Source organism: Alcanivorax sp., from assembly GCF_040118815.1.
Taxonomy (GTDB): Bacteria; Pseudomonadota; Gammaproteobacteria; order Pseudomonadales; family Alcanivoracaceae; genus Alcanivorax.
The window spans coordinates 79,080-101,612 of record NZ_JBEDTC010000006.1 but is presented as its reverse complement, the minus strand read 5'-3'; the positions used below and the strand labels follow the sequence as shown (position 1 = coordinate 101,612).

23 protein-coding genes are annotated in these 22,533 nt (G+C 57.5%); 2 read left to right on the top strand and 21 right to left on the bottom strand.

What is annotated here, in order from left to right; genetic code table 11:
* Positions 1–27: 27 nt before the first annotated feature.
* The 13 genes from pdxJ to ABNH18_RS04400 form a co-directional block, all read right to left on the bottom strand.
* The gene (gene pdxJ / locus ABNH18_RS04460; RefSeq protein ID WP_349381649.1) at positions 28–762 is read right to left on the bottom strand and encodes a pyridoxine 5'-phosphate synthase; all 735 of its coding nucleotides are present in this window, start codon (positions 760–762) and stop codon (positions 28–30) included.
* A gap of 171 nt (positions 763–933) precedes the next feature.
* The gene (recO, locus tag ABNH18_RS04455; protein WP_349381648.1) at positions 934–1,611 is read right to left on the bottom strand and encodes a DNA repair protein RecO; all 678 of its coding nucleotides are present in this window, start codon (positions 1,609–1,611) and stop codon (positions 934–936) included.
* Positions 1,598–2,530 carry a GTPase Era gene (era, locus tag ABNH18_RS04450; RefSeq protein WP_349381647.1) on the bottom strand — a complete coding sequence of 311 codons (933 nt, stop codon included), beginning with the start codon at positions 2,528–2,530 and terminating at the stop codon, positions 1,598–1,600. The genes recO and era overlap by 14 nt, the downstream gene beginning before the upstream one ends.
* Positions 2,523–3,209, bottom strand: a complete 687-nt coding sequence (gene rnc / locus ABNH18_RS04445; protein ID WP_349381646.1) for a ribonuclease III — start codon at positions 3,207–3,209, stop codon at positions 2,523–2,525. The genes era and rnc overlap by 8 nt, the downstream gene beginning before the upstream one ends.
* Entirely contained in the window at positions 3,206–3,550 is a 345-nt protein-coding gene (locus ABNH18_RS04440; protein ID WP_349381645.1) for a DUF4845 domain-containing protein, read from the bottom strand. Before ABNH18_RS04440 ends, rnc begins: the two co-directional genes overlap by 4 nt.
* Positions 3,551–3,590: 40 nt before the next feature.
* Positions 3,591–4,382: a signal peptidase I gene (gene lepB, locus ABNH18_RS04435; protein WP_349381644.1), complete on the bottom strand. Its 792-nt coding sequence runs from the start codon at positions 4,380–4,382 to the stop codon at positions 3,591–3,593.
* A 155-nt stretch (positions 4,383–4,537) separates the two neighbouring features.
* Entirely contained in the window at positions 4,538–6,337 is a 1,800-nt protein-coding gene (gene lepA, locus ABNH18_RS04430; RefSeq protein WP_349381643.1) for a translation elongation factor 4, read from the bottom strand.
* A 227-nt stretch (positions 6,338–6,564) separates the two neighbouring features.
* Positions 6,565–8,013: a DegQ family serine endoprotease gene (locus ABNH18_RS04425; RefSeq protein WP_349381642.1), complete on the bottom strand. Its 1,449-nt coding sequence runs from the start codon at positions 8,011–8,013 to the stop codon at positions 6,565–6,567.
* Positions 8,014–8,047: 34 nt separating this feature from the next.
* Positions 8,048–8,521 (bottom strand): SoxR reducing system RseC family protein, encoded by a 474-nt coding sequence (locus ABNH18_RS04420; RefSeq protein WP_349381641.1) that lies wholly within the window; start codon positions 8,519–8,521, stop codon positions 8,048–8,050.
* Positions 8,521–9,501: a MucB/RseB C-terminal domain-containing protein gene (locus tag ABNH18_RS04415; protein ID WP_349381640.1), complete on the bottom strand. Its 981-nt coding sequence runs from the start codon at positions 9,499–9,501 to the stop codon at positions 8,521–8,523. The genes ABNH18_RS04420 and ABNH18_RS04415 overlap by 1 nt, the downstream gene beginning before the upstream one ends.
* A 3-nt stretch (positions 9,502–9,504) precedes the next feature.
* The gene (locus tag ABNH18_RS04410; RefSeq protein WP_349381639.1) at positions 9,505–10,089 is read right to left on the bottom strand and encodes a sigma-E factor negative regulatory protein; all 585 of its coding nucleotides are present in this window, start codon (positions 10,087–10,089) and stop codon (positions 9,505–9,507) included.
* Between the two features lie 4 nt (positions 10,090–10,093).
* Positions 10,094–10,678, bottom strand: a complete 585-nt coding sequence (gene rpoE / locus ABNH18_RS04405) for an RNA polymerase sigma factor RpoE (RefSeq protein WP_349381638.1) — start codon at positions 10,676–10,678, stop codon at positions 10,094–10,096.
* 331 nt (positions 10,679–11,009) lie between these two features.
* On the bottom strand, positions 11,010–12,284 hold the full coding sequence (locus ABNH18_RS04400) for a hypothetical protein (RefSeq protein ID WP_349381637.1): 1,275 nt from the start codon (positions 12,282–12,284) through the stop codon (positions 11,010–11,012).
* 240 nt (positions 12,285–12,524) lie between these two features.
* Between ABNH18_RS04400 and nadB the strand changes: the two genes are divergently transcribed.
* Positions 12,525–14,141, top strand: a complete 1,617-nt coding sequence (gene nadB / locus ABNH18_RS04395) for an L-aspartate oxidase (protein WP_349381636.1) — start codon at positions 12,525–12,527, stop codon at positions 14,139–14,141.
* Positions 14,142–14,365: 224 nt separating this feature from the next.
* Here nadB and ABNH18_RS04390 read toward each other — a convergent pair whose 3' ends face one another.
* Positions 14,366–14,761, bottom strand: a complete 396-nt coding sequence (locus ABNH18_RS04390) for a hypothetical protein (RefSeq protein WP_349381635.1) — start codon at positions 14,759–14,761, stop codon at positions 14,366–14,368.
* Positions 14,727–15,011 (bottom strand): FAD assembly factor SdhE, encoded by a 285-nt coding sequence (locus ABNH18_RS04385; protein ID WP_349381634.1) that lies wholly within the window; start codon positions 15,009–15,011, stop codon positions 14,727–14,729. Before ABNH18_RS04385 ends, ABNH18_RS04390 begins: the two co-directional genes overlap by 35 nt.
* A 127-nt stretch (positions 15,012–15,138) precedes the next feature.
* Between ABNH18_RS04385 and ygfZ the strand changes: the two genes are divergently transcribed.
* Entirely contained in the window at positions 15,139–16,086 is a 948-nt protein-coding gene (ygfZ, locus tag ABNH18_RS04380) for a CAF17-like 4Fe-4S cluster assembly/insertion protein YgfZ (protein WP_349381633.1), read from the top strand.
* 183 nt (positions 16,087–16,269) lie between these two features.
* On the opposite strand, the gene ABNH18_RS04375 is transcribed toward ygfZ, so the two are convergent.
* The 6 genes from ABNH18_RS04375 to ABNH18_RS04350 form a co-directional block, all read right to left on the bottom strand.
* A complete protein-coding gene (locus tag ABNH18_RS04375; RefSeq protein WP_349381632.1) occupies positions 16,270–17,388 on the bottom strand; it encodes an enoyl-CoA hydratase/isomerase family protein in 1,119 nt (372 codons plus the stop codon).
* 223 nt (positions 17,389–17,611) lie between these two features.
* On the bottom strand, positions 17,612–18,325 hold the full coding sequence (gene ung, locus ABNH18_RS04370; RefSeq protein WP_349381631.1) for a uracil-DNA glycosylase: 714 nt from the start codon (positions 18,323–18,325) through the stop codon (positions 17,612–17,614).
* A complete protein-coding gene (locus ABNH18_RS04365) occupies positions 18,318–18,986 on the bottom strand; it encodes a TetR/AcrR family transcriptional regulator (protein WP_349381630.1) in 669 nt (222 codons plus the stop codon). Before ABNH18_RS04365 ends, ung begins: the two co-directional genes overlap by 8 nt.
* Positions 18,987–19,086: 100 nt before the next feature.
* The gene (lysS, locus tag ABNH18_RS04360) at positions 19,087–20,601 is read right to left on the bottom strand and encodes a lysine--tRNA ligase (protein WP_349381629.1); all 1,515 of its coding nucleotides are present in this window, start codon (positions 20,599–20,601) and stop codon (positions 19,087–19,089) included.
* A 99-nt stretch (positions 20,602–20,700) separates the two neighbouring features.
* Positions 20,701–21,817 (bottom strand): peptide chain release factor 2 gene (gene prfB, locus ABNH18_RS04355; protein WP_349381628.1). Its coding sequence is split into 2 segments (ribosomal slippage): positions 20,701–21,744 and positions 21,746–21,817, totalling 1,116 coding nucleotides; the frame shifts between segments, so codons are not numbered across the junction.
* A 277-nt stretch (positions 21,818–22,094) separates the two neighbouring features.
* The gene (locus ABNH18_RS04350; RefSeq protein WP_349381627.1) at positions 22,095–22,379 is read right to left on the bottom strand and encodes a DUF7352 domain-containing protein; all 285 of its coding nucleotides are present in this window, start codon (positions 22,377–22,379) and stop codon (positions 22,095–22,097) included.
* Positions 22,380–22,533: the final 154 nt, after the last annotated feature.

Below are 22,533 nucleotides of genomic sequence, written 5' to 3'. Positions count from 1 at the left end.
GTGCTGAGTCCACGCAGCAAAGCCGGGCTAGACCTTGTCGAGCAAGGCCCGCATGCTGCGCACCGCTTCATCCAGCCCGGTGATCGCCGCCCGGGCGATAATGCTGTGCCCAATATTCAGCTCGTTGATGCCCGGAATTTCCGCAATCGGCAGGGTATTGTGGTAATGCAGGCCGTGCCCGGCGTTAACCACTAACCCCTGCTCCAGCGCAAACGCCACGCCTTCACGGATGCGAGCCAGCTCCTGCTGCTGTTCGCCCACCGTTTCTGCATCGGCGTATCCACCGGTATGAATTTCGATTGCCGGGGCGCCGCATTCGCGGGCAGCAGCAATCTGCACTTTATCCGCATCAATAAACAACGACACTTCAATACCTGCCTGCCCCAGTCGCTGGCAACATTGAGCAATCCAGGCCTTGTTGCCCGCCACATCCAGCCCACCTTCGGTGGTCAGCTCTTCACGTTTTTCCGGTACCAGGCAGCAATGCGGCGGTTGAATCCGACAGGCAATGCCCACCATTTCTTCAGTGGCCGCCATTTCCAGATTCATGCGAGTCTGCAGCGTCTGCGCCAGCAGCTCCACATCCCGGTCGTTGATATGCCGACGGTCTTCGCGCAGGTGTACGGTAATGCCATCCGCACCCGCCTGCTCCGCAACTAATGCCGCCTGTACCGGCTCGGGATAACGGGTACCACGGGCCTGACGCAAAGTGGCGATGTGATCGATGTTGACGCCCAGAAGGACGCGGGAAGAATTCGACATTTTCAAAACCCGGTTGAAAGTTCAAAGTTCAAAGTTGAAAACCCCGACAAAATGACGACCAACAGGAACCAACAGCGCCGTGTTTAATTGCCGCGGGCGATTCCCCGGTATGGCAATACCGTATCTGTCAGACTGACGCGCACTTTCAACTTTGAACTTTAAACTTGTAACTCATTTCTCCCGAAACAGCTCCCGGCTTTTCAGTGGCCGGTTGCCCAGATGCGGGGCCAGTAAATGTCGACACAGACTTAATGCTGCCTTGCGCGCGGCGGGATGCCAATCCCCCTGTGCAATCGCTAACAAATCCGCACCCGCATAGCCTGCACCGGTTTCTGTCTGCGCCAGCCCCTGTTCAGGGTTTAACTGATAGAACGCCTGCGGGGCCAGCCCGTGCCCGTGAATATCCTGATCCAGGGGAATGCCGTAACCGATTTGCTCCAACGCCGCCAATTCAAATTGACGCAGGGTAATATCGAAAGGTGTCTGCGTCTGCAAGTCAGACAACGCCTGTTCGTATAATGGCCACACCGACGGATTGGGGTCATCCCGGTGCAACAGCCGCGTAAGCAGTTCGTTCAGGTAAAAACCGCAGTACAACGCCTTGCCCGTCAGCGTGAGTCGATTACCCCGCGGCTCGCACGCGCGCAGTGAATACATCTCGCCGGAGGGCTTTAACTCTACCCACAAGGGCGTAAACGGTGCCAATAACGGATCTTTGCGACCGCCACGCACCACGGCGCCAACGCGGCCGAGCGCAGGGAGAAACAGGTCTACCGTCAGGCTGGTATTACGAAAAGGCCGCCGGTGAATCAGCCAGGCGGCTTGCAGGGACGTCTCAGCGCGGCTCATCGTAGCCGAGTGAGCGCAGCGCGCGGGCATCATCGGACCAACCCGCCTTGATCTTCACCCACAGATTGAGCATCACCTTGCGCTCGATCAGGCGTTCAATATCTTCACGGGCCTGAATGCCGATTTGCTTGATGCGCTCGCCCTTGTCACCAATAAGGATTTTCTTCTGGCCGCGGCGCTCCACCAGAATCGCCGCGGAAATTTCGGTGACACGGGGGCCATCTTCCCACATCTCCACTTCCACACTCACCTGATGGGGTACTTCCTGCCCGAGCTGGCGAACCACTTTTTCACGAATAATTTCCGCCACCATAAAACGTAGGCTGCGATCGGTAAGCTGGTCTTCCTCATACCAGAAGTCCCCTTCCGGCAAGCGCTGAACCAGTGCCTTTTCCAGCTCCACCAGATTTTGTTCGCGCAAAGCGGATACCGGAATCACCGCATCGAAGGGGTAACGCTCACTCAAGGTCTGGATATGCGGCAACAAGGCGGCCTTGTCATCCACGTTATCCACCTTGTTAATGATCAGCAGCACCGGCACCTGATCTTTTTCCGGCAACAGAGACAGCACGTGCTCGTCCGCCGGCGTCCATTTCATGGCATCGACCATCATGCAGATCACGTCCACACCGAACAGGGTGGATACCGCCGCTTCATTCATGGCGCGATTAAGAGCCTTCTCCTGGCCAGTGTGAATGCCAGGGGTATCGGCAAAGATAATCTGGTAATTATCCCGGCTGAGGATACCGTGAATACGATGACGGGTAGTCTGTGGTTTGCGCGAGGTGATGCTGACTTTCTGGCCGATCAAGTGGTTCATCAACGTGGATTTGCCCACGTTGGGGCGCCCGACGATAGACACCATGCCACAACGGGTAGCTTGGGAATTGTCCGGTTGGGACGTTGGGGTATCAGTCATACTGCTGCTCCAGCCATTCAAGCGCCAGGCTTGCGGCCTCTTGCTCAGCCTTGCGGCGGCTCGCACCCTGGGCGGTAAATATCTGCTGCACCTGATCCAGTGAGCACTGCACATCGAAGGTCTGTTTCGGGGCCAATCCTTCCACCTGGGTCACTTCGTAGGTTGGCAATTCAAATTTTCGTCCCTGCAGCCATTCCTGCAGACGGGTCTTGGCATCTTTCTGAGCGCTTTGCGGCGAGATAGCCTCAAGACGTGGCGCAAACCAGGACAACACTACCTCACGGCAACGGGGCTCGCCGCCATCCAGCAACATGGCACCAATAATCGATTCCAGCGCATCTGCGAGAATAGATTCGCGACGAAACCCCCCACTTTTCAACTCGCCGCCGCCCAGCACCAGGTACTCGCCCAGCCCCAACTCGCGTGCCACCAGTGCCAGCGTCTGACCACGCACCAAAGAAGCCCGCATCCGGGTCAACTGTCCTTCGGCCGCTTCAGGAAACTGTTCAAACAGGGCAACGGAAATAATCTGCCCAAGCTGGGCATCACCGAGGAACTCCAGTCGTTCGTAGTTACGGTGACGGCTAACGCTGCGATGTGTCAGCGCCAACTCGAGAAGAGAAATATCCTGGAACTGATAGCCCAGACGGGCCATCAGTCGGTTAAGGTCACCGTTCACTTGCGAATGTCTTTTTTGAACTCGTCTTTGAAGGTCATCACGATGCTCACGTTGTAAAACATCGGCTCGCGCACTTCATAGTCCGTGGACACGGTCAGAACACCGCCTTCTTTAGCGATAGCCAGATCATCCACACGAATCACATTGACCTGGTTAATAGTGAACCGCTTGCTGAGCCCGTCGCGAATTTCCCGCGGGGACATCAGTGCTGTTTTGCTGTCCTGCAGCAATGAACGGATGGTTGTCGCAATCGTGTTGTGCTCCATGTACGCCGGAACCATACGAAATGCGGCCGTTCCCAGAATAGCCACAACAATCAGCACGACAGCCCAGCTGATCATGGACATCCCACGTTGCTGTGAGGGCCTTGTTGTCATCATTTTAGTTTGCCTCCACCTTATCAATGGCGCCATTACGAGAAAAACTGGGCAGAGAGAAAACCGGTTTCCAGTGCATCCAGATCATGAACGCTTCCCCCACGACCAGCCCCTCAGGGACTATACCCCAGAATCGGCTGTCGTTACTGTTATCACGGTTGTCGCCCATCACAAAGTAAGCATCTTCCGGCACGGTCCATTCGCCCTGAGTGCGTGCCTGCGGCACCTGGCGACCGGTATAGGGATTGGTTTTGCCTTCCTGCCAGATCAAATGGCTGGCATCACCCAGTTGTTCCACGTATTGCTTACGCCATACTCCCGTGCCGGCCCATTCATTCACCAGATCACGATCGATAACCTCACCATTGACGGTCAGTACATTATCTTTCACCTGAACCGTATCACCGGGTAACCCCACCACGCGTTTGATGAAGTTCTGCTTCCGGTTTTCCGGGAACTTGAACACCATCACATCACCACGTGATGGCTCGTTGGTTTCGATGATTTTGGTATTGGTCACCGGCAATCGCAAACCATAGGCAAATTTGTTAACCAGAATAAAGTCATTCACCTCTAGCGTTGGCAACATGGAACCGGAGGGAATGGTAAACGGTTCCACGATAAACGACCGGATCACCAGCACCACGAAGAACACTGAAATGAGCGAGTTGGACGTCTCCACCACACTGCCCACCGGGCCGCCCTTGCTCTTCAGTTTTAGCGCTTTGTCGATTAGCCAAACAACAACCGTAATAGTCAGCGCCAAGGTCAACCAAAAGCCGATATCAATATCCAATAGAAATCTCCATTAAAGAGTCGCGACAGGCTGCACGCATCACGCAACATGCCAAAAGCGAAAAACTAAACGCAAGAATCTCAGACACAAATGAAGACCCGAAGAACAGGTCTTTCCTCGCGTGTTGCGTGAAGCGTGCGGCATGCTGCGGCTCCTTAATCATCCACCTTGAGCACGGCCAGGAACGCTTCCTGGGGGATTTCCACGTTCCCCACTTGCTTCATGCGTTTTTTGCCTTCTTTCTGCTTCTGCAGCAGTTTCTTTTTACGGGACACGTCACCGCCATAACATTTGGCGGTCACGTTCTTGCGCAGGGCCTTTACGGTCTGGCGGGCAATGATTTTGCTGCCGATGGCAGCCTGAATCGCCACATCAAACATCTGGCGCGGCACCAGCTCTTTCATTTTTTCACACAGGGCACGGCCCCGGTAGGCGGACTGATCCAGGTGACAGATCATTGCCAGCGCATCCACCTTATCGCCATTGATCAGCACATCGACCCGCACCAGCTTGGTAGCTTCGAACCGTTCGAAGGCATAATCCATGGAGGCAAAGCCCCGGCTCACGGACTTGATGCGATCGAAGAAATCCAGCACCACTTCCGCCATGGGAATGTCATAGGTCAGAGCGACCTGTTTACCCAAGTACTGCATATTGATCTGTGAACCACGGCGCTCTACGCAAAGGGTGATCACATTGCCCACGAATTCCTGCGGCACCAGGATATTCACCCTTGCGATGGGTTCGCGGAACTCCTCGATTTTGCTGCCTTCGGGCAGTTTGGAGGGGTTATCTACGTGCAGAATGTCACCGGACACCAGCGCCAGCTCATACACCACCGTGGGCGCCGTAGTGATCAGATCCAGGTCGTATTCACGCTCCAGCCGTTCCTGGATGATTTCCATGTGCAGCATGCCCAGGAAGCCTACCCGGAAACCGAACCCCAATGCGTCAGAGGTTTCCGGTTCATAGAACAGGGAGGCGTCATTCAGGGTCAGTTTGGCCAGTGCATCGCGAAAATCTTCATAGTCATCGGCGCTCACCGGGAACATGCCTGCGTAGACTTGTGGCTTCACATTTTTGAAGCCGGGTAACGCCACCACATTGGGGGTTTTCGCCAGGGTCAGGGTATCGCCCACCGGCGCACCGTGAATATCCTTGATGCTGCCGCTCACCCAGCCCACTTCGCCGGCTTCCAGCAATTTGGTCTCGGTGCGCTTGGGGGTGAAGATACCCAGGCTATCGACCACATGGGTCTGCCCGGTGGATTTCACCAGAATCTTGTCGCCCTTTTTCAGGCGGCCTTCTTTCACTCGCACCAGCGAGATCACGCCCATGTAGTTATCGAACCAAGAGTCGATAATCAGCGCCTGCAGGTCAGACTCGCGCGAACCTTCCGGGGAGGGAATGCGCTCGACCAATTGCTCCAGCAAGTCATCCACGCCAACGCCCGTCTTTGCCGACACCCGGCAGGCGTCGTGAGCATCCAGACCGATGATTTCCTCGATCTCGTTGATCACCATTTCCGGCTCGGCCTGGGGCAGGTCGATTTTGTTCAGGACCGGCAGTACTTCCAGGTCCTGTTCAATAGCGGTGTAACAGTTGGCCACGGACTGGGCTTCCACGCCCTGGGCGGCATCCACCACCAGCAGCGCCCCTTCACAGGCGGACAAGGAGCGGGACACCTCGTAGGAGAAATCCACGTGGCCGGGAGTATCAATAAAGTTCAACTGGTAGGTTTCGCCATTACGAGCCGTGTAGTGCAGGGTCACACTCTGGGCCTTGATGGTAATGCCCCTTTCCCGCTCCAGCTCCATGGAATCCAGCACCTGAGATTTAAGCTCTCGGTCGCTGAGGCCGCCGCAAACCTGAATAAAGCGGTCTGCCAACGTGGATTTACCATGGTCGATATGGGCGATAATGGAAAAGTTGCGAATATTCTTGATGTCAGTCATAAGGCCTGTTGAACAAAAAGTCGTTGTCGCACCGGCCTTCTTCGTCCCGTGGTCACAAACCGGGGATCAAAAAGAACCGTACTGCTGCCCAACCCTGCGCCGGGCAGCACACCGTGATACTCAAAACGACAAACAATGGGCCGCGATTCTAGCGGATATCGGGGGGGAGTTGCACGGCGCACCGTCCGGTGCGCCGAAAAACCCGCTGCCAGACCCTGAAAAAGGGGTTATGGCAGCTTCAAGGCCAGAAAACGGGGGGTGCCATCACGGTTGACCAGAGCCGCCACCGTGCCCTCTTCCGGCAAGGCCGCCGCCGCATCGGCCAAATCCGCCGCGCTGTTGATCGGGGTATTGTGCAGGGTCACCAGAATATCCCCCGCCTGAATACCCGCCTGGCGGGCCGGGCCGTCGCTCACCTGGGTGACTACCACCCCGGCTTTGAGGTCCAACCGGCTCAATTCCGACGCAGACGCTTCGCGAACGGACAGGCCCAGCTTCACCGCGGGCGACGCCTTATCGGATTCCTCCCCCCCTTTGAGGGCCATTTCCGGGTTATCCGGCAGCAGGCCGATGGTCACCGACAAGGTCTTTTTCTCGCCATTGCGGATCACCACCATATTCACATCCGACTCGGGCTTTACCAGGCCAACCCAACGCGGCAGCTCCGAGGAGCGATAGATGGTTTCATCGTTGAAGCGGGTAATCACATCACCCGGCTCCACCCCGGCCGCCTCGGCCGGCGAGCCCGCCAGCACCTGGGAAACCAGCGCACCGCGAGGCGAATCCAGCCCGAATGATTCCGCCAGATCCCGGTCCACTTCCTGAATCAGCACACCCAGCCAGCCACGGCTAACCTTGCCGCCATCCTTGAGCTGGCTGACCACGTCCATGGCCATATCCATGGGGATGGCAAAACTCACGCCCATATAACCGCCCGAGCGGCTGAAAATCTGCGAGTTAATCCCCACCACTTCACCACTCAGGTTGAACAACGGCCCACCGCTGTTACCCGGGTTGATCGCCACATCGGTCTGAATAAAGGGCACATAACTGTCGCTGGGCAAGCTACGCCCCTTAGCGCTAACGATCCCGGCCGTCACGCTGCTGTCGAACCCGAATGGCGCGCCAATGGCCAACACCCATTCACCGACCTTCAAATCCGCAGAGGAGCCGATATCTACCACCGGCAAATCCCCTTCATCCACTTTCAGCAGGGCCAGGTCGCTCTGCTCATCGGCGCCTATCAGCTCAGCCGGCAATTCCCGGCGATCCTGCAGGCGCACCATAATTTCGTCCGCTTCAGCCACCACATGATTGTTGGTCAGCACATAACCATCGGCGGAAATGATGAAGCCTGAACCCAATGAACGAGTATCTTCCTGCTCCGGCAACGACGGCATGTCACCTTCACCGCCGAACTGTTCAAAAAAATGCTGGAAAAACTTCGGCAACTGCTTGAGCTGATCCGCAGCGGAGGATTCATCCCGATGCGTCACCGTACTGATATTCACCACTGCCGGACCTTCTTTTTCGACCAGGCGGGTAAAATCAGGCAACCCGGTTACCAGAGGCTCACCGCGTTGGGCAGAGGGTTCAGGGGAAGGGTCGGAGCATGCCGCCAGTACGGCACTCAAGATTACAAGCCACACGGCTGCGAAACGATATCCTCGTCGCATTGAAGTCTCCTTTGTCAGGCCTTTTCGCGGCCTTTTATTGCGATGCAGGCTTAATTACCACCGCCTGACAACTATCGTCCCCGGATGCCATCAGGCGTGGCTGATAAGCCAGAGTATGCCCCGCGCGGCGACTCATGACACGGTTGATCGCAAAACCGAGAAACAGCCCCGCCATACCGAATATGGCAGACGCATCAACGGTTTCGATGGCAAGAGCCGAGCCCAGCAAGGCACCAATAAACAACAATACCAGTGGCAACCCATACACCCACAGGGCACCACGCATCAGCGCGCCCTCGGGCAGTTCCACATTCACGGTATCGCCAACTTGGTGAGAATCTTGAGAAGGAACTCGCAGGCGGGCACGCTGCCCGGACTGCTGTTCATTGATAAGGTGATGCCCGCAACCGGCTTTCGCCTTGCAGGCACCACAGGTGGACGCACGCACGGTTTCGACCCAGATAGCCCCGGGCTCTACCGCCACGACGACTCCCTGTTCTTGCAGCATCAGGGCTGGCTGTCTCGCACGCTGATGCCTTCAATCACCCGCTCTGCGGTGTTTTGCGGCACCTCACCCACCAGCGTCACCAAATAGGCTCCACTGGGAGCAGTGAGTCTGCGACTAACGGCGACCGTAGGACCAACGCGACTCACACCCTCTTCTACCGTGCTGTCAGCCACCGCTTCCACAAACACGGTAAAGGCTGCCAAGCCATCACTGTAGCCTTGTGCTGCCACCGGCTCGCGATCGGAGCCACCCTGGCGCCAGTCTTTATCCACGGAGGTAAACCCCGCGGGCATCCATTGCGCATCCACCAACAACTGTTGAGACGGGTGAGAATCCGCCAGTTGCTTCAGATCGCTTTCTTTCACGGTTTCCGGGATGGCGAAGTCCTGCTCGGTGAGCGGCGGCGCCAACGTCAGAGTAACAAACTCCACCCGCTCCAAGGCCACACCACTGCCATCAACCACTTCCGATTTCAGCAATAGATTACTGTCGTTATCCAGCCACAGGCGGTAACCGTAACGGTGGTTATCCAAGGGCGCTACGCGCATACGCGTAGCCGCACGACCGGCAACGCGGCCATCACCATCCACCAGAATGTTGTACTGCTCCGGCACATCACTGGCGATCCGGTCGCCTAGCGCCAAGGGGCCACCCTTCTCACGGTTAATACGGGTAAGGGTGCCATTCGGGTGTAGGCAGACCACCTCATCTCCCCGGCTCAGCACCTCTACCAGACGGCCATCCAGGTGGGTCAGCCGCTGGAATTCGCGACCACCGATCACTGCATGGCTCACTTCCATGGTGCTGACTTCGGCACCGAACTGATAAAGGAAACGACCAGTGTAATCGAGGGATCGATTGGCCTGTGCCATGGATTGCAGCTGGTTCTGCGCTGGCGATGTATTCGCCAGCGCCACTTCAGACAGCGCCACCATCGGCGAGCAGAGGGTCAGAGAGAAGGCAAGGGCTCGAAGCATCATCCGTTAGCGGGCCCCGTGGCGGGCATCCATGCTCACCAAGCGCGCAAAGGGCATCATTCCCTGGCCGCTATGGCGCGCTGCGAAATCGCTATGACGCAGCAGCATGTTGTTGACACGGGGCTGGGAGACTGGCACCGCAGCAGCCGGTGTCGCCGTCACGTTGCTGGTCTTGAACGCCTGGGAAACCAGGGACGTTTCACCAAACGGGCGGTTGATGCGGTTATCCGGGGCAGCAGCAGCCAAGGCCGGTGCGGCCGAACCATTTACCGCTTGGCTACCTTCCCAGGTCTGCCAGCCGACGACCGTTGCCGCTGCCACAGAGGCCGCCACGGCCAGACGCGCCATACCGCCCAGCCAAGCTGGACGACGGGCCGGCAGGGCTTCTTGCGACAAAGCGGCAGACAGGCTGGCATTAAAGCCTGCCGGTACCGCCATGGAAGCCTGACCATGCATAACATCGCTGGCCAGTTGCCAGCGCGCCAACGTATCCAGCTCGCTATCATCGATATCACGCATCACCCGGCGGGTTTCCAGCTCGCTGGTTTCACCGTCAAGGAACGCGGATAACGTTTCCAAATCCCTGTTCATACTCTCACCCTTTATCGCCGCGCTGTGAGCCCAATAGCGGGCGAACAGCTGTGTCAATTGCTTCCCTGGCCCGAAAAATCCGGGACCGAACTGTGCCCACTGGGCATTCCATGACGACCGCAATGTCTTCATAGCTGAAACCTTCGAATTCACGAAGGGTCACAGCGGTCTTCAGTTCCTGAGGCAGCTCGTTAATCGCTGCGTGGATTACCGCCTCCAGTTCCTCTGACAACACAAGGGACTCCGGGGTTCCAATCTCGTGCAGCATTTCTGCGCCAGCGTATTGCTCGGCCTCAGCAGCATCCAGATCAGAGCCCGGTGGCCGCCGGCTGGCAGACACCAGATGATTCTTGGCAGTATTGACCGCGATACGGTAAAGCCAGGTATAAAAGGCGCTGTCTCCACGGAATCGGGGCAGCGCGCGCCAGGCTTTGATAAAGGCTTCCTGGGCAACATCCTGGACCTCGTCCTGGTCACGCACATAGCGGCTAATCAACGCAAAAAGGCGCTGTTGGTACTTGTGCACCAACACCTCAAAGGCACGCTGATCGCCGGTTTTGGCTTTCTTGACCAACTCTTCGTCTGACACCGATCCCCCGGATCTATCGCGAAACGCGTGAAGTAACCATGGCCGTATTATGACGACCCGCTAAAACGCGCCATTGTAGCAGTTGCCGGCGTGGCGGCTACACCATGAGCGCGATTTCGCCACCTTTTCACATTGCTTGAACATTTCTGTGGCGGCGCTGTACCGGCGTTACAACCTGTTATAGGACAGAATCGGACACACGCAAGACCCGATGGTTCCGGAAAATATGAAAACCAGACGCATTCTCAAGACTAGAGTAAGAACTGGTGCAACAACATAGGCGCTCTCACGAGCCCAGGCAGGCCCGTGAGGCAATCGAACGCGGGGCGGATCAGAAAATAGAACAGCCCGAGCCGCCGAATTTTTTCTTCACCTGGGCCATGCAGCCTCGCATCAACAGGCCGAAAGGGTCACCGGGCATGGTTTCACAGACTTTCTTGGCCGCATACGCCTTGGAGCATTCCGTGGCCGTGGCTTCCAGGGTATTGCTTGCTACCGGTTGCGCCCCGGCCTGCCCACCCGGCGCAACACCCGCCACCAAGTTCACAGGCACGGCGTTTGGTGCCGCCTTTGGCTCACTGGCCTCTATCATGGCGGCCACCACATCGGCCGGCAGCCCTTCGCGGGTCAGCCAACTGGACTCTTCCGGCGTGAACAGCGCATAAGGCTGACCCGCCGCCTTAATGCTGGCCGACATGGCAGGAGCGGAACGCTTACGGTAGGTCTGCTTGAGCACATCCAGCACCCGCAGATCCGCCGGCCCCACAAACAACAGCCTCTCATTGCCCTGAATGTCACCAGCGAATTCCGGGTGTTTCTCGATGATAGCGGCATAGGCTTTGAGGCGTTCGTTGCGTTTCTGCCCCGCCAGCACCTCCGCCAAACGGGCAGAAACCAGGGGGCGATAGAACTTCAGTTGCGGGTTATCCAGCGCTGCCGCCAGCTTATCCGTATCTTTTGATTTCTTGAGTGAATCGTACAGTGGTTCTTCCGCAACGATATTACGTGTCAGCTTCTCTTCATGGGAAAAGAAGGTGGCATACCAGGCCGCATCCGTGATTTTCTGAGTTCCGCGCAACTTGCCTAGCGGAAACCAGCTCATGAAAACTGTTCCTCGATAATGCGCCTTCGCGCTGTAGACCAGCTCGCCTTCTGATCGCATTTCAATCGTTGTATCAAATTGCTGCGGCGCGACCATGGGGACCAGACAAAGGCTGAACGTACACCCCAGGGTTGTCACCACCACCGTTGCAATGGTGCCAACGCTACTCTTGGGTGTCTGGCGCGTCACCGTAATATCCAACGGCGGCATCCCGCCATCATGCAGCCAGTAATTCGCTGCCAACGCCATTTCGTCGTTGGCGTTCCTTTTCGGCTGCTCACTCAACCATTGCTGGTGTTTTTCACTGGCCCACGGGTAGGCGTTATAGGTAGCCTTCCCCTTGCTGTAAGGGATAATCGGGTTATTCGGATTCGTGTTAAAAAGATCAATCGTGTCCTGCGTGATCAGCGTCCCCTGCTCGGTATAGTAATTCGCCGACATGCAGCCACTAAGCCCCGCCACAAGCACCACGGCCCCAGCCAGGTGCATCAATATTCTTTTCATTGCCTTCCCCAGACAGTCGTATCAATCGCTTCGCTGGCTTACAGGCATTCCCCACCGCCTACCAACGGCTATCCGGCAGCACCAACAAAGATGAGATGAAAATCACATTGCAATCTAGCAGCAAGTCACACGGCAGACATCACCCAAATGAGGGATGCCCCGATAAAAACGTCATTAGCAGGGGCGTCAATCGTCGCTATACTGACGGCCTTTCCGAGCCATTCACTAACAGGATCGCCCATGGCCACCTACCGACACGATGTACTCATTATCGGCTCCGGCGCTGCAGGCCTTACCGCCGCATTGCGCCTGCCGGATGAGTGTCAGGTTGCCCTGCTCTCCAAAGGGGAGCTCACCAGTGCCAGCACCTACTACGCCCAAGGTGGTGTGGCCGCGGTGCTGGACCAGGAAGATTCGCTGGAAAGCCACGTGGCCGATACTCACGTAGCCGGCGCCGGGCTGTGCCATGACGATGCAGTGCGGTTCACCGTGGAAAATGGTCCGGACGCCATCCGCTGGTTGATTGATCTGGGGGTGGATTTCACCCGTTTTGACAGCGGCGATGGCAGCAAATTGCCCTACCACCTGACCCGCGAAGGCGGCCATAGCCACCGGCGCATCATTCATGCCGCCGACGCTACCGGCAAAGCCATTTCCGGCACCCTGATCGAGCAGGTCTGCCGGAAGAGCAACGTAACCCGCTTTGAACACCGGGTGGCCGTGGACCTGATCGTGCAGGAGCACGACGCCCCAAACGGGGGACAAGGCAAAGAAAAACGCTGTTGCGGCGCCTACGTACACAACATTCAAACCGGCGAAACCGACGTCATCCTGGCCCGTTCCGTGGTGCTGGCCACCGGCGGCGCGTCCAAGGTGTATCTCTATACCTCCAACCCGGACGTGGCCACTGGCGACGGCATCGCCATAGCTTGGCGCGCAGGCTGCCGGGTGGCGAACATGGAGTTTATGCAGTTCCACCCCACCTGCCTTTACCACCCCAAGGCGAAGAGCTTCCTGGTCACCGAAGCCATTCGCGGCGAAGGCGGGCACCTACTGCTTCCCAATGGCGAACGCTTCATGAACCGCTTTGATGAGCGTGGCGAGCTGGCCCCGCGCGACGTAGTGGCGCGCGCTATTGACCATGAAATGAAACGCCTCGGCGCGGACTGCCTGTATCTGGACATCAGCCACAAGCCAGCGGATTTCATCATCGAGCACTTCCCCACTGTGTACGCCAAGTGCCTGCAACTGGGGCTGGATATCACCCGCGATCCGATCCCCGTGGTGCCTGCCGCCCACTACACCTGTGGCGGCGTAATGATCAACGAACACGGACAAACCGATGTGCCCGGCCTCTACGCCATCGGCGAAACCAGCTTCACCGGCCTGCACGGCGCCAACCGCATGGCCAGCAACTCCCTGCTGGAATGCTTCGTCTACGGCAAAGCCGCCGCCGATCATATCCGCACCCATCTGGAAGGCATCCCTACACCCCGCGACGACAACGAGTGGGACGACTCCCAGGTCACCGATTCCGACGAGGACGTGGTCATCAGCCACAACTGGGATGAACTGCGCCGTTTCATGTGGGATTACGTGGGCATTGTGAGAACGGAAAAACGCCTGGAGCGCGCCCTGCACCGGGCCGAGCTGCTGAAAAGCGAAATCGCCGAGTATTACAGCAACTACCACATCAGCAACGACCTGCTGGAGCTGCGCAACCTGGTGGTGATCGCCGAGCTGATCATCCGCTCCGCCATGCAACGCAAGGAAAGCCGTGGCCTGCACTTCATGCGGGACTTCCCGGGAATCAATGAGGAAACCGGGGATACGGTGCTGGTGCCGGGGACGTTCTGATTGAAATAGCGGCAAGGCACAAGTTTCAAGCTGCAACGCGGGTTGGAGGTGCTGCCACACGTTGGCCACTCTGCCCGCGAAAGATGAGTTGAAAGTTCAAAGTGAAAAGTTGAAAAGGAAAACCGGGGGAACTTTTCTCGCTTCCCCACCCAAGCTTGTAGCTTGTAGCTTGTAGCTTGTAGCTTGTAGCTTGTAGCTTGTAGCTTGTAGCTTGTAGCTTGTAGCTACCCTCTCTTGCGCTTCACCCAGAGCCACTGATAAAACGGCTGCAACTCCGCCACCGGTGCCTGGTCCTCAAACACATGCAGCCAGCCCTTCGGCGTTTGCATTGCCAGCCAGGGGCCATGACGAATAACCCGCAGGGGCCTCTCCATCACCTGGGTGTGCTTGCCCGCTACTGTCAACGTCTGCGCGTGCAACTCCAGCGTCTCCGGCTGCGGCAGGCGCCAACCGAGAACCAGCCACGGTAGCGCCACGAGCAATAGCAAGGTAGCCGAGCCCGGCAATGGCGACAGCACAACAACCAGTGCCGCCAACCCTATCGCCAGCCAGCGCAGACGCGCCGGATAGCGGGAGGAGGCCAACTTAACCTTTCTTCGCGGAGACCAGGCCGAGGACATGGCTCACATACTCTTGCAACTTCGGGTCAGTGGGCTCACTGCGGTAGGTGAACCACTCGAACATATCCGCATCCTCGCACGCGAGCAAAGTGGCGAACTGCGCCTGGCGCTCCGCCGGCTCTACATCAAAATGGTTATCCAGATAACCGTACAGCACCACCTCCACTTCCGAGGCGCCCCGGCGGCACTGCCAGCGATATTTACGTTTCAGGTCTTCATTACTCATTTCTGCGCTATCCTGATCAGACACTCCGGCGTCTTGCGCCAATTACCAGCCATGGCTTTCAGGCTGTGCGCGCATTATCTATCATGCCTGATGATTTCTCGACTCCCCCGGGGTCGCACAGCAAGACACACCACAAGACAACAGGAGCCCCATGAGCTGGTCTCAGTTTATCGCCGCCCAACCCCTCGTCGAACATGCCGAGGCAAGCACCGCACCGGCATTAAGCCATTGCGATCATCTGGCCGTCATTCGTGCCCACGGCGAGGAAGCGGGCCATTACCTGCAAGGGCAGCTTTCCTGCGACCTGCATGACGTAGATACCGGCGGTCACCTCACCGGTATGCATCTGAGCCTGAAAGGCCGGGGCCTGGTCAGCGTGCGCACCGTCCGTGACGGCGACGATTACCTGATGCTTTGTCCCACAGGACAATCCGAGGCGGTGATTAAATCACTGATGAAATACCGCCTGCGCGCCAAAGTGGACTTTCAGGTAGACGAGCAAGCCGTCATCATCGGCCTGACCGGCCAATTGCCAACCACTCTGCCAGAGCCGGGGCAAACCGGCCGTAACGGGCAAGGCCTGTGGTTACGCTACCCCAATACGGATCATGCCCTGTTGATTAGCGACAAAGAACGGGCCGAATCCGTCTGGACCGTATTAGCCCAGGACCGTACAGCCACCAATGCCAACGGCTGGCGGCAAGCCGACATCGATGCAGGCGAAGGCATGGTCTACCCGGGTGCGGAAGACCTGTTCCTGCCCCAAGTACTCAACTATGACGTCACTGCCGGCGTGAATTTCAAGAAAGGCTGCTACACCGGCCAGGAAGTGGTCGCGCGCATGCACTTCAAGGGCAAACTCAAGCAACGCATGCAACGCATCGATTACACCGCCGACGTTGAGCTGCTACCAGGCGAGCCCCTGCGCAACAGCAACGGCAAAGCCGCCGGCGAAGTGGTCAGCAGCGCCCGCACCGCCAACGGCTACAGCGCCCTGGTAGTGCTCCGCCGGGATACCGACGGCGTACTGTTCAAGGACGACGAGCCACTAAACAGCACGCTCGGCACCCTGCCCTATACACTGCCCTGGAAGGACTGATCCCTACACAGCCCGCACGCGCCAGTAGGTCGAATTAGGCCGAAGGCCGTAATCCGACAACCTAAGGTGCCGCCACGACCACCTCCTGTGTCGGATTACGCCTTTCAGGCTAATTCGACCTACGCCAACTGCCCCCTTTCCACACAAAAAAGGCGCCGAAGCGCCTTTTTTGCATTGCCGGGATTACTGGGTCTTACCCAAATCCGCCAGTGGGTGCTTCGGTGCCGGACAGCGGAAGAAGCTGTCGATGTAATCTTTGGGCACCGACGCCACATCGCGATGCCGGAAACCGGGCTTGCCATCCTTGTCGATCAACAAGGCGCGCACCCCTTCCCGGAAGTCGCCGTGCAGTGAACATTGCACCGCCAGGCACCACTCCATGCGGAACACCTCAGCCAGATCGTAATAGGTAGAGCGGTCCAACTGCTCCCAGACCAGGTGGGCGGTTTGCGGGCAGCCCCGTTCCAGGTTGCCCAGTGCCTTGTCCAACCAGCGATCACGCTCTTTCACATTCAGCAGCTGATCGGTGACCACCTCAATACTTTCGCCATCACACAAACGATTGATCAACGGCAAGTGGTCAATCAGAGGATGAGGCAGATCCTTCATGTCTGCCGCGTGCTGCTTGAACAAGCGGTACATTACCGCGCGGTTGCCCGCTTCATCATCCACAAAGTTTTGCTCGGCCAGAGCGCTCAACAAGCTGTCTGCATCAGCGTCCACCATACGGTCTGCCATACCCACTTCTACCGCTTCGCGGCCGTTGATATGCACACCGGTCAAACCGAGAAACAAACCAACACGGCCAGGCAAACGATTCAGGAACCAGCTGCCGCCCACATCAGGAAACAGGCCGATGGTAATTTCCGGCATAGCCATGCGCGAGCGAGGCGTGACCAGACGAAAATCTGCACCCTGCAGCAGGCCCATGCCGCCGCCCATGACAATGCCATCACCGTAAACAATTACCGGAATCGCACTGGTGTGCAGCCGATAATCCAGCACATATTCCGCCGCAAAATATTCTTCGGTAAACGGGTTACGGCCTTCGCCCGCATGTTTCACCATGGACTTGTGCATCTGCACGATATCGCCGCCCGCACAGAGCGCCTTGCCACCCGCACCATCCAACCAGATCGCCACCACATCGGAACGTTGCTCCCAGGCATCCAGCTTTTCACTCAGCAACTGGATCATTTCCAGGCTAAGCGCGTTCAGGGATTTGGGGGCATTCAGGGTGGCGCGGGCGATCACACGGCCGCAGCGGGTTTCAATTTCAGAAAACAGCACGCAGTCAGACACAACAACTCCTTGGTCTCAATTCGGCAAAGATGGTACCGCGGGCTGGGGCAAGCTCCAAGCCACAAGCTGTAACACGGGGAAAGGCCATGCAGATCTTATTTCCCTTACTCCGCGCTGTCGTTGTGTCGCATGGATTTAGGCAAGCGGCGCGGCGCCATCGCTTATCGTGCGGCACCAAAGCCTGATTCGCGTCGCAGCTAGGAGCTAGCAGCTCGTAGCGGGTTCACTCCGGCACCGACCAGTCGATGGCCTGTTTTCCCTGCTGAAGCAGGTATTGATTGGCGCGGGAGAAGTGGCCACAGCCGAGGAAACCGCGATAGGCAGACAATGGAGAGGGATGTGGAGCGGTGAGCACGCAGTGTTTGTCGCGATCAATCAGCCGACCCTTCTTCTGGGCATGGCTTCCCCACAGCAGGAATACCAGGCCGTCACGCTCACGATTCAGGTGCTCGATAGCCTCGTCGGTAAACCTTTCCCAGCCCTGCTTCTGATGAGACGCGGCCTGCCCGGCTTCCACAGTAAGCACCGCATTGAGCAGCAACACACCTTGCTCAGCCCAATGGGTCAGGTTTCCATGGGAAGGAATCGCAAAACCCAGATCCCGATGAATTTCCTTGTAGATATTCACCAGAGACGGCGGCATCTTCACACCATGCTGAACAGAAAAACACAGGCCATGGGCCTGGTCGGGGCCGTGGTAAGGGTCCTGACCCAAAATCACCACCTTCACCTGCTCGAACGGCGTCAGGTTGAAAGCATTGAAAATATCCGGTCCGGGAGGAAAGACCGTTTTACCCGCACACTTTTGTTCAGCCAAAAAAGCGCGCAGTTGCGCCATGTAATCCTGCTCGAACTCGCCCGCCAGATGCCGCTTCCAACCCGGCTCTAACTGCACAGCCTTACTATCCAGGTTGTTCACGGCATCAGGACTAACCATGGGGCAACACTTTCTCCATCAAGTTGTACATCCGTTTTTCCGCATACTCCTGGGAAATTTTTTCCGGGTGCACTAACAAACGCTGCTCAATGGATAAAAAGGTCGAGAAAATCAACTCTGCGTCCAGCTTGGGCTCTTTGCAGCCAAACAGCTCGCAGGCCATTGCCAAGGTTTCCACATGCTGAGCCAGATACATATCGGCCATTTCCCGCAGGCGGGCATCCAGCACAGCTTCTTGAATAAAGGCCTGCTCAGCAACCACATGGCCACGACGGTTCTGCAACTCATCAACGATGAAAGCCCCCATCATCTGGGCAAGCAGCCTTACCAACCGGGCTCGCTCATCGGGCTGTCTCAGGCTATCGCGGGAAAACTGCGACATCAGCCCGAACGCCTGCTCCTTGAAGGGTTCGATCACTTCCTTGATTGCTCGCTCAGCGAACAATGCGAAAGTGTCAGCGATCAAATCAGAGATGTCTTTGAAATAATAGGTGGTCGCCGAAAGAGGGACTTCCGCTTCCCGCGCAACAGCACGGTGACGAACGGCACGGATGCCTTCACGCACGATAATGCTAAGCGAGGCCTCAAGAATGGCCTGTCGGCGCTGCTCGCTACCAGTGCGGCGCGCTTTTCTTCCCTGGTACTGAATTGCACTTGTCATGGACGCAGCCAGCCTTTGTTGTAAGCCCTGAATTTGTGTGTCGTTCTCCCGACCTCAAACTCGCAAGCAGCGGGCGCAACATGCGCCCGAAAAACCGCCATTACCGCCCGTGAGGCCGCATATGCGGAAAAAGAATCACGTCCCGAATGGACGGTGCATCTGTGAACAACATTACCAGACGATCGATGCCGATGCCTTCACCAGCCGTCGGCGGCAGGCCATGCTCCAGCGCAACCACATAATCTTCGTCATAGAACATGGCTTCATCGTCACCCGCCGCCTTCTCTTCCACCTGCTGCCGGAAGCGCTCGGCCTGATCTTCCGCGTCGTTCAGCTCGGAGAAGCCATTGGCGATTTCGCGGCCACCCACGAAGAACTCGAACCGCTCTGTCACGAAGGGGTTATCGTCCATGCGGCGCGCCAACGGCGACACCTCGGTAGGGTACTCGGTAATAAAGGTCGGATCTTTCAGGCGGTGTTCAACCGTCTTCTCGAAGATCTCGATCTGCACCTTGCCCAGCCCGTAACCGTCCTTGAGCGGAATGCCCAGCCCGGTGGCGATCTCGCGGGCCCCGTCCGGGTCCGCCAATTTGGCAGCATCCATATCGGGATTAAAATGCAGAATGGAATCGAAAACCGTCATGCGGGTAAAGGGTTTACCAAAATCGTATACATCACCCTGATAAGCCACATCCGTGGTACCCAGCACGGTTTCAGCCAAGGTACGCAACATTTCCTCGGTCAGGTTCATCAGGTCGTGGAAGTCCCCGTATGCCTGGTAGAACTCCAGCATGGTGAATTCCGGGTTGTGCCGGGTGGAAAGGCCTTCATTACGGAAGTTGCGGTTGATCTCGAACACCTTCTCGAAGCCGCCCACGACTAATCGTTTCAGGTACAGTTCCGGCGCAATGCGCAGGTACATGTCCATATCCAGGCTGTTGTGATGGGTAATAAAGGGCCGCGCCGTGGCGCCACCAGGAATCACCTGCAACATAGGCGTTTCCGCTTCCACGAAATCTTTCTGCACCAGGAAATTGCGAATCCCGGCAACGATTTTGGCGCGGATCTGGAACGCCTTGCGGGTGTCCTCGTTGACGATCAAGTCCACATAGCGCTGGCGGTATTTGGCTTCGGTGTCAGTCAGCCCCTTGTGCTTCTCAGGTAGCGGACGCAGAGACTTGGTGAGCAGCAGATACTCATCCATCATCACGTAAAGGTCGCCCTTGCCGGATTTGCACAGCGTGCCGCGCACCCCAATGATGTCGCCCAGATCCCAGCTCTTGGTCTCTTTGCGCACATCGCGGGTTTCATCCTTGGGCGCAAAAATCTGGATGCGCCCGGACATGTCCTGCAGCACCTTGAAGGCTTTGCGGTCCAGCATCATGCGGCCAGCCACTGCCACCTGAATGTTTTTCTCTTCCAGCTCTTCCTTGGTGAACTCGCCGTACTGCGCTTGCAGATCGGCGGCCAGCGAATCCCGACGGAAATGGTTCGGGAACGGATTACCGTGTTCGCGCAGTTCGGTCAGCTTGGCACGGCGCTCGGCAATCAGGCGGTTCTCGGTGGCCGCCTGTTGAGAGGCGTCAGCATTCTGTGTGGTTTCGTCTTGGCTCATAACTCAGTGCTTCCGGTAAAGCGCCAAACGCAGGATGCCTAACACCAGACGCTTTGGGATTAGCGTCAGGCGTTAGGCCTCAAGCCTCAGGCGTATCAATCACAATCCCGCTTTCAGGGAGGCTTCGATAAACTGATCCAGCGCGCCGTCCAATACCTGCTGGGTATTGTGGCTCTCTACGCCTGTGCGCAGATCCTTAATGCGGCCATCATCCAGTACATAAGAGCGAATCTGGCTGCCCCAGCCAATATCCGACTTGTTGCTTTCCTGGACCTGCTTTTCGGCGTTGCGGCGCTGCATCTCCACTTCGTAGACCTTGGCCTGCATCATCTTCAGTGCCTGATCCTTGTTCTGGTGCTGACTACGTCCGCTCTGACACTGAGTCACCAAGGTGTGCTTCTCGCCACCATCATCGGTGTATTCATAGGTCAGCCGCACCGCCGAATCGGTCCGGTTAACGTGCTGACCACCTGCACCGGAGGCACGATAGGTATCGACCCGCATGCTGCCCACGTCGATGTCCACATCGATATCGTCGTCCACTTCCGGGGACACGAATACCGAACTGAACGAGGTATGGCGGCGGCCGCCGGAATCGAACGGGCTCTTGCGCACCAGCCGGTGCACCCCGGTTTCGGTACGCAACCAGCCGTAGGCGTACTCGCCTTCGAAACGCACAGTGGCAGACTTGATGCCAGCCACATCACCGGCGGAGGCTTCCACCAGCTCGGTCTTGAAGCCGTGGGCTTCACCCCAACGCAGGTACATGCGCAGCATCATCTCGCCCCAGTCCTGGGCCTCGGTGCCACCGGAACCGGCCTGGATATCCAGATAGGCACTGCTGGCATCCATCTGCCCGGAGAACATGCGCCGGAATTCCAGATCCGCCACCATTTTTTCCAGATCACGCAGGTCGCTTTCCACTTCCGAGAGGGTGTTTTCGTCTCCCTCCTCCACCACCAGATCCAACAGGGCAGAGGTGTCTTCCGCTCCCTGGGAGGCGACGTTGATGGTGTTCACGACCATTTCCAGCTGGGCCCGCTCCTTGCCCAGAGCCCGGGCGTAATCCGGATCGCTCCAGACATCCGGGTTTTCGAGCTCGCGCTCGACTTCGGTCAGACGTTCGCTCTTGTGAGCGTAGTCAAAGATACCCCCTAAGCGCTTCGACGCGCCCGGCGAGGTCGGAAAGGTGGGTTCGCAGCGGATTGACTTCCATTACGTCTCTCTGAAATGACTGAAATTGGTGCCTGGCTAAATGGCCGCTCGGCAAGCGGCGCAGTTTACCGGTTTGCAGGTTAACTGACGAGGGGGCGACGCTGCTCCGCCCGGCAGAAGCGTCACCGGCGGCGCGATAGAGCCCGTCATGAGTTTCGAGTCACGAGAAGCGATCATCAAGCTTGCCCGCATTCCAGGGTTTGCCTTTCGAAACTCGCTTCTCGCAACTCAAGACTGTGGTGAGCGCGCCGCCAGCGACGCTCCTACGGTAGCGCCGATCAGTCTTTCAGCTCGTAGACGTGATAGGCCGCGGCTTTCATATTATCGATGGTGGTGCCGATGTAGCTCGCATTATTGGGAATGCCGGAACCGGTGTTGAACACCTTGAAGCGACGCACTTCCTTGGGGGTGTCGATCACCGTATCCGCGTCCACTTCCACCCACATAAAAATCACCGCTTCCTGCAGAACGTAATCTACCCGCAGCACCTTGCCTTCTGCCGGCAGCCGGATGTCCTGCACGTCACTGTTGGTATTGAGCCGATGTTTATGAATCGTCTTCATTTGAGTCCCCTCCGTTAAGGACACACCACGGCGGTGGCGATAGCCACGCCGCAAAGTCATTGCAGGTACGGCCTTTTGGGCCGTACACCAAAGAAATAAAGGCGCCCGGTGGCGAGCGCGATGGGCAATGCTAGCAAAAACCACGCCCCCCGAC

What these genes read in the sequence shown, in the direction of transcription:
- pdxJ (WP_349381649.1), bottom strand. Translation starts at nt 762, where the DNA reads ATGTCGAATTCTTCCCGCGTCCTTCTGGGCGTCAACATCGATCACATC.
- recO (WP_349381648.1), bottom strand. Translation starts at nt 1,611, where the DNA reads ATGAGCCGCGCTGAGACGTCCCTGCAAGCCGCCTGGCTGATTCACCGG.
- era (WP_349381647.1), bottom strand. Translation starts at nt 2,530, where the DNA reads ATGACTGATACCCCAACGTCCCAACCGGACAATTCCCAAGCTACCCGT.
- ABNH18_RS04440 (WP_349381645.1), bottom strand. Translation starts at nt 3,550, where the DNA reads ATGATCAGCTGGGCTGTCGTGCTGATTGTTGTGGCTATTCTGGGAACG.
- lepA (WP_349381643.1), bottom strand. Translation starts at nt 6,337, where the DNA reads ATGACTGACATCAAGAATATTCGCAACTTTTCCATTATCGCCCATATC.
- ABNH18_RS04425 (WP_349381642.1), bottom strand. Translation starts at nt 8,013, where the DNA reads ATGCGACGAGGATATCGTTTCGCAGCCGTGTGGCTTGTAATCTTGAGT.
- ABNH18_RS04420 (WP_349381641.1), bottom strand. Translation starts at nt 8,521, where the DNA reads ATGCTGCAAGAACAGGGAGTCGTCGTGGCGGTAGAGCCCGGGGCTATC.
- ABNH18_RS04415 (WP_349381640.1), bottom strand. Translation starts at nt 9,501, where the DNA reads ATGATGCTTCGAGCCCTTGCCTTCTCTCTGACCCTCTGCTCGCCGATG.
- ABNH18_RS04410 (WP_349381639.1), bottom strand. Translation starts at nt 10,089, where the DNA reads ATGAACAGGGATTTGGAAACGTTATCCGCGTTCCTTGACGGTGAAACC.
- ABNH18_RS04400 (WP_349381637.1), bottom strand. Translation starts at nt 12,284, where the DNA reads ATGAAAAGAATATTGATGCACCTGGCTGGGGCCGTGGTGCTTGTGGCG.
- nadB (WP_349381636.1), top strand. Translation starts at nt 12,525, where the DNA reads ATGGCCACCTACCGACACGATGTACTCATTATCGGCTCCGGCGCTGCA.
- ABNH18_RS04390 (WP_349381635.1), bottom strand. Translation starts at nt 14,761, where the DNA reads ATGTCCTCGGCCTGGTCTCCGCGAAGAAAGGTTAAGTTGGCCTCCTCC.
- ygfZ (WP_349381633.1), top strand. Translation starts at nt 15,139, where the DNA reads ATGAGCTGGTCTCAGTTTATCGCCGCCCAACCCCTCGTCGAACATGCC.
- ung (WP_349381631.1), bottom strand. Translation starts at nt 18,325, where the DNA reads ATGGTTAGTCCTGATGCCGTGAACAACCTGGATAGTAAGGCTGTGCAG.
- ABNH18_RS04365 (WP_349381630.1), bottom strand. Translation starts at nt 18,986, where the DNA reads ATGACAAGTGCAATTCAGTACCAGGGAAGAAAAGCGCGCCGCACTGGT.
- lysS (WP_349381629.1), bottom strand. Translation starts at nt 20,601, where the DNA reads ATGAGCCAAGACGAAACCACACAGAATGCTGACGCCTCTCAACAGGCG.
- ABNH18_RS04350 (WP_349381627.1), bottom strand. Translation starts at nt 22,379, where the DNA reads ATGAAGACGATTCATAAACATCGGCTCAATACCAACAGTGACGTGCAG.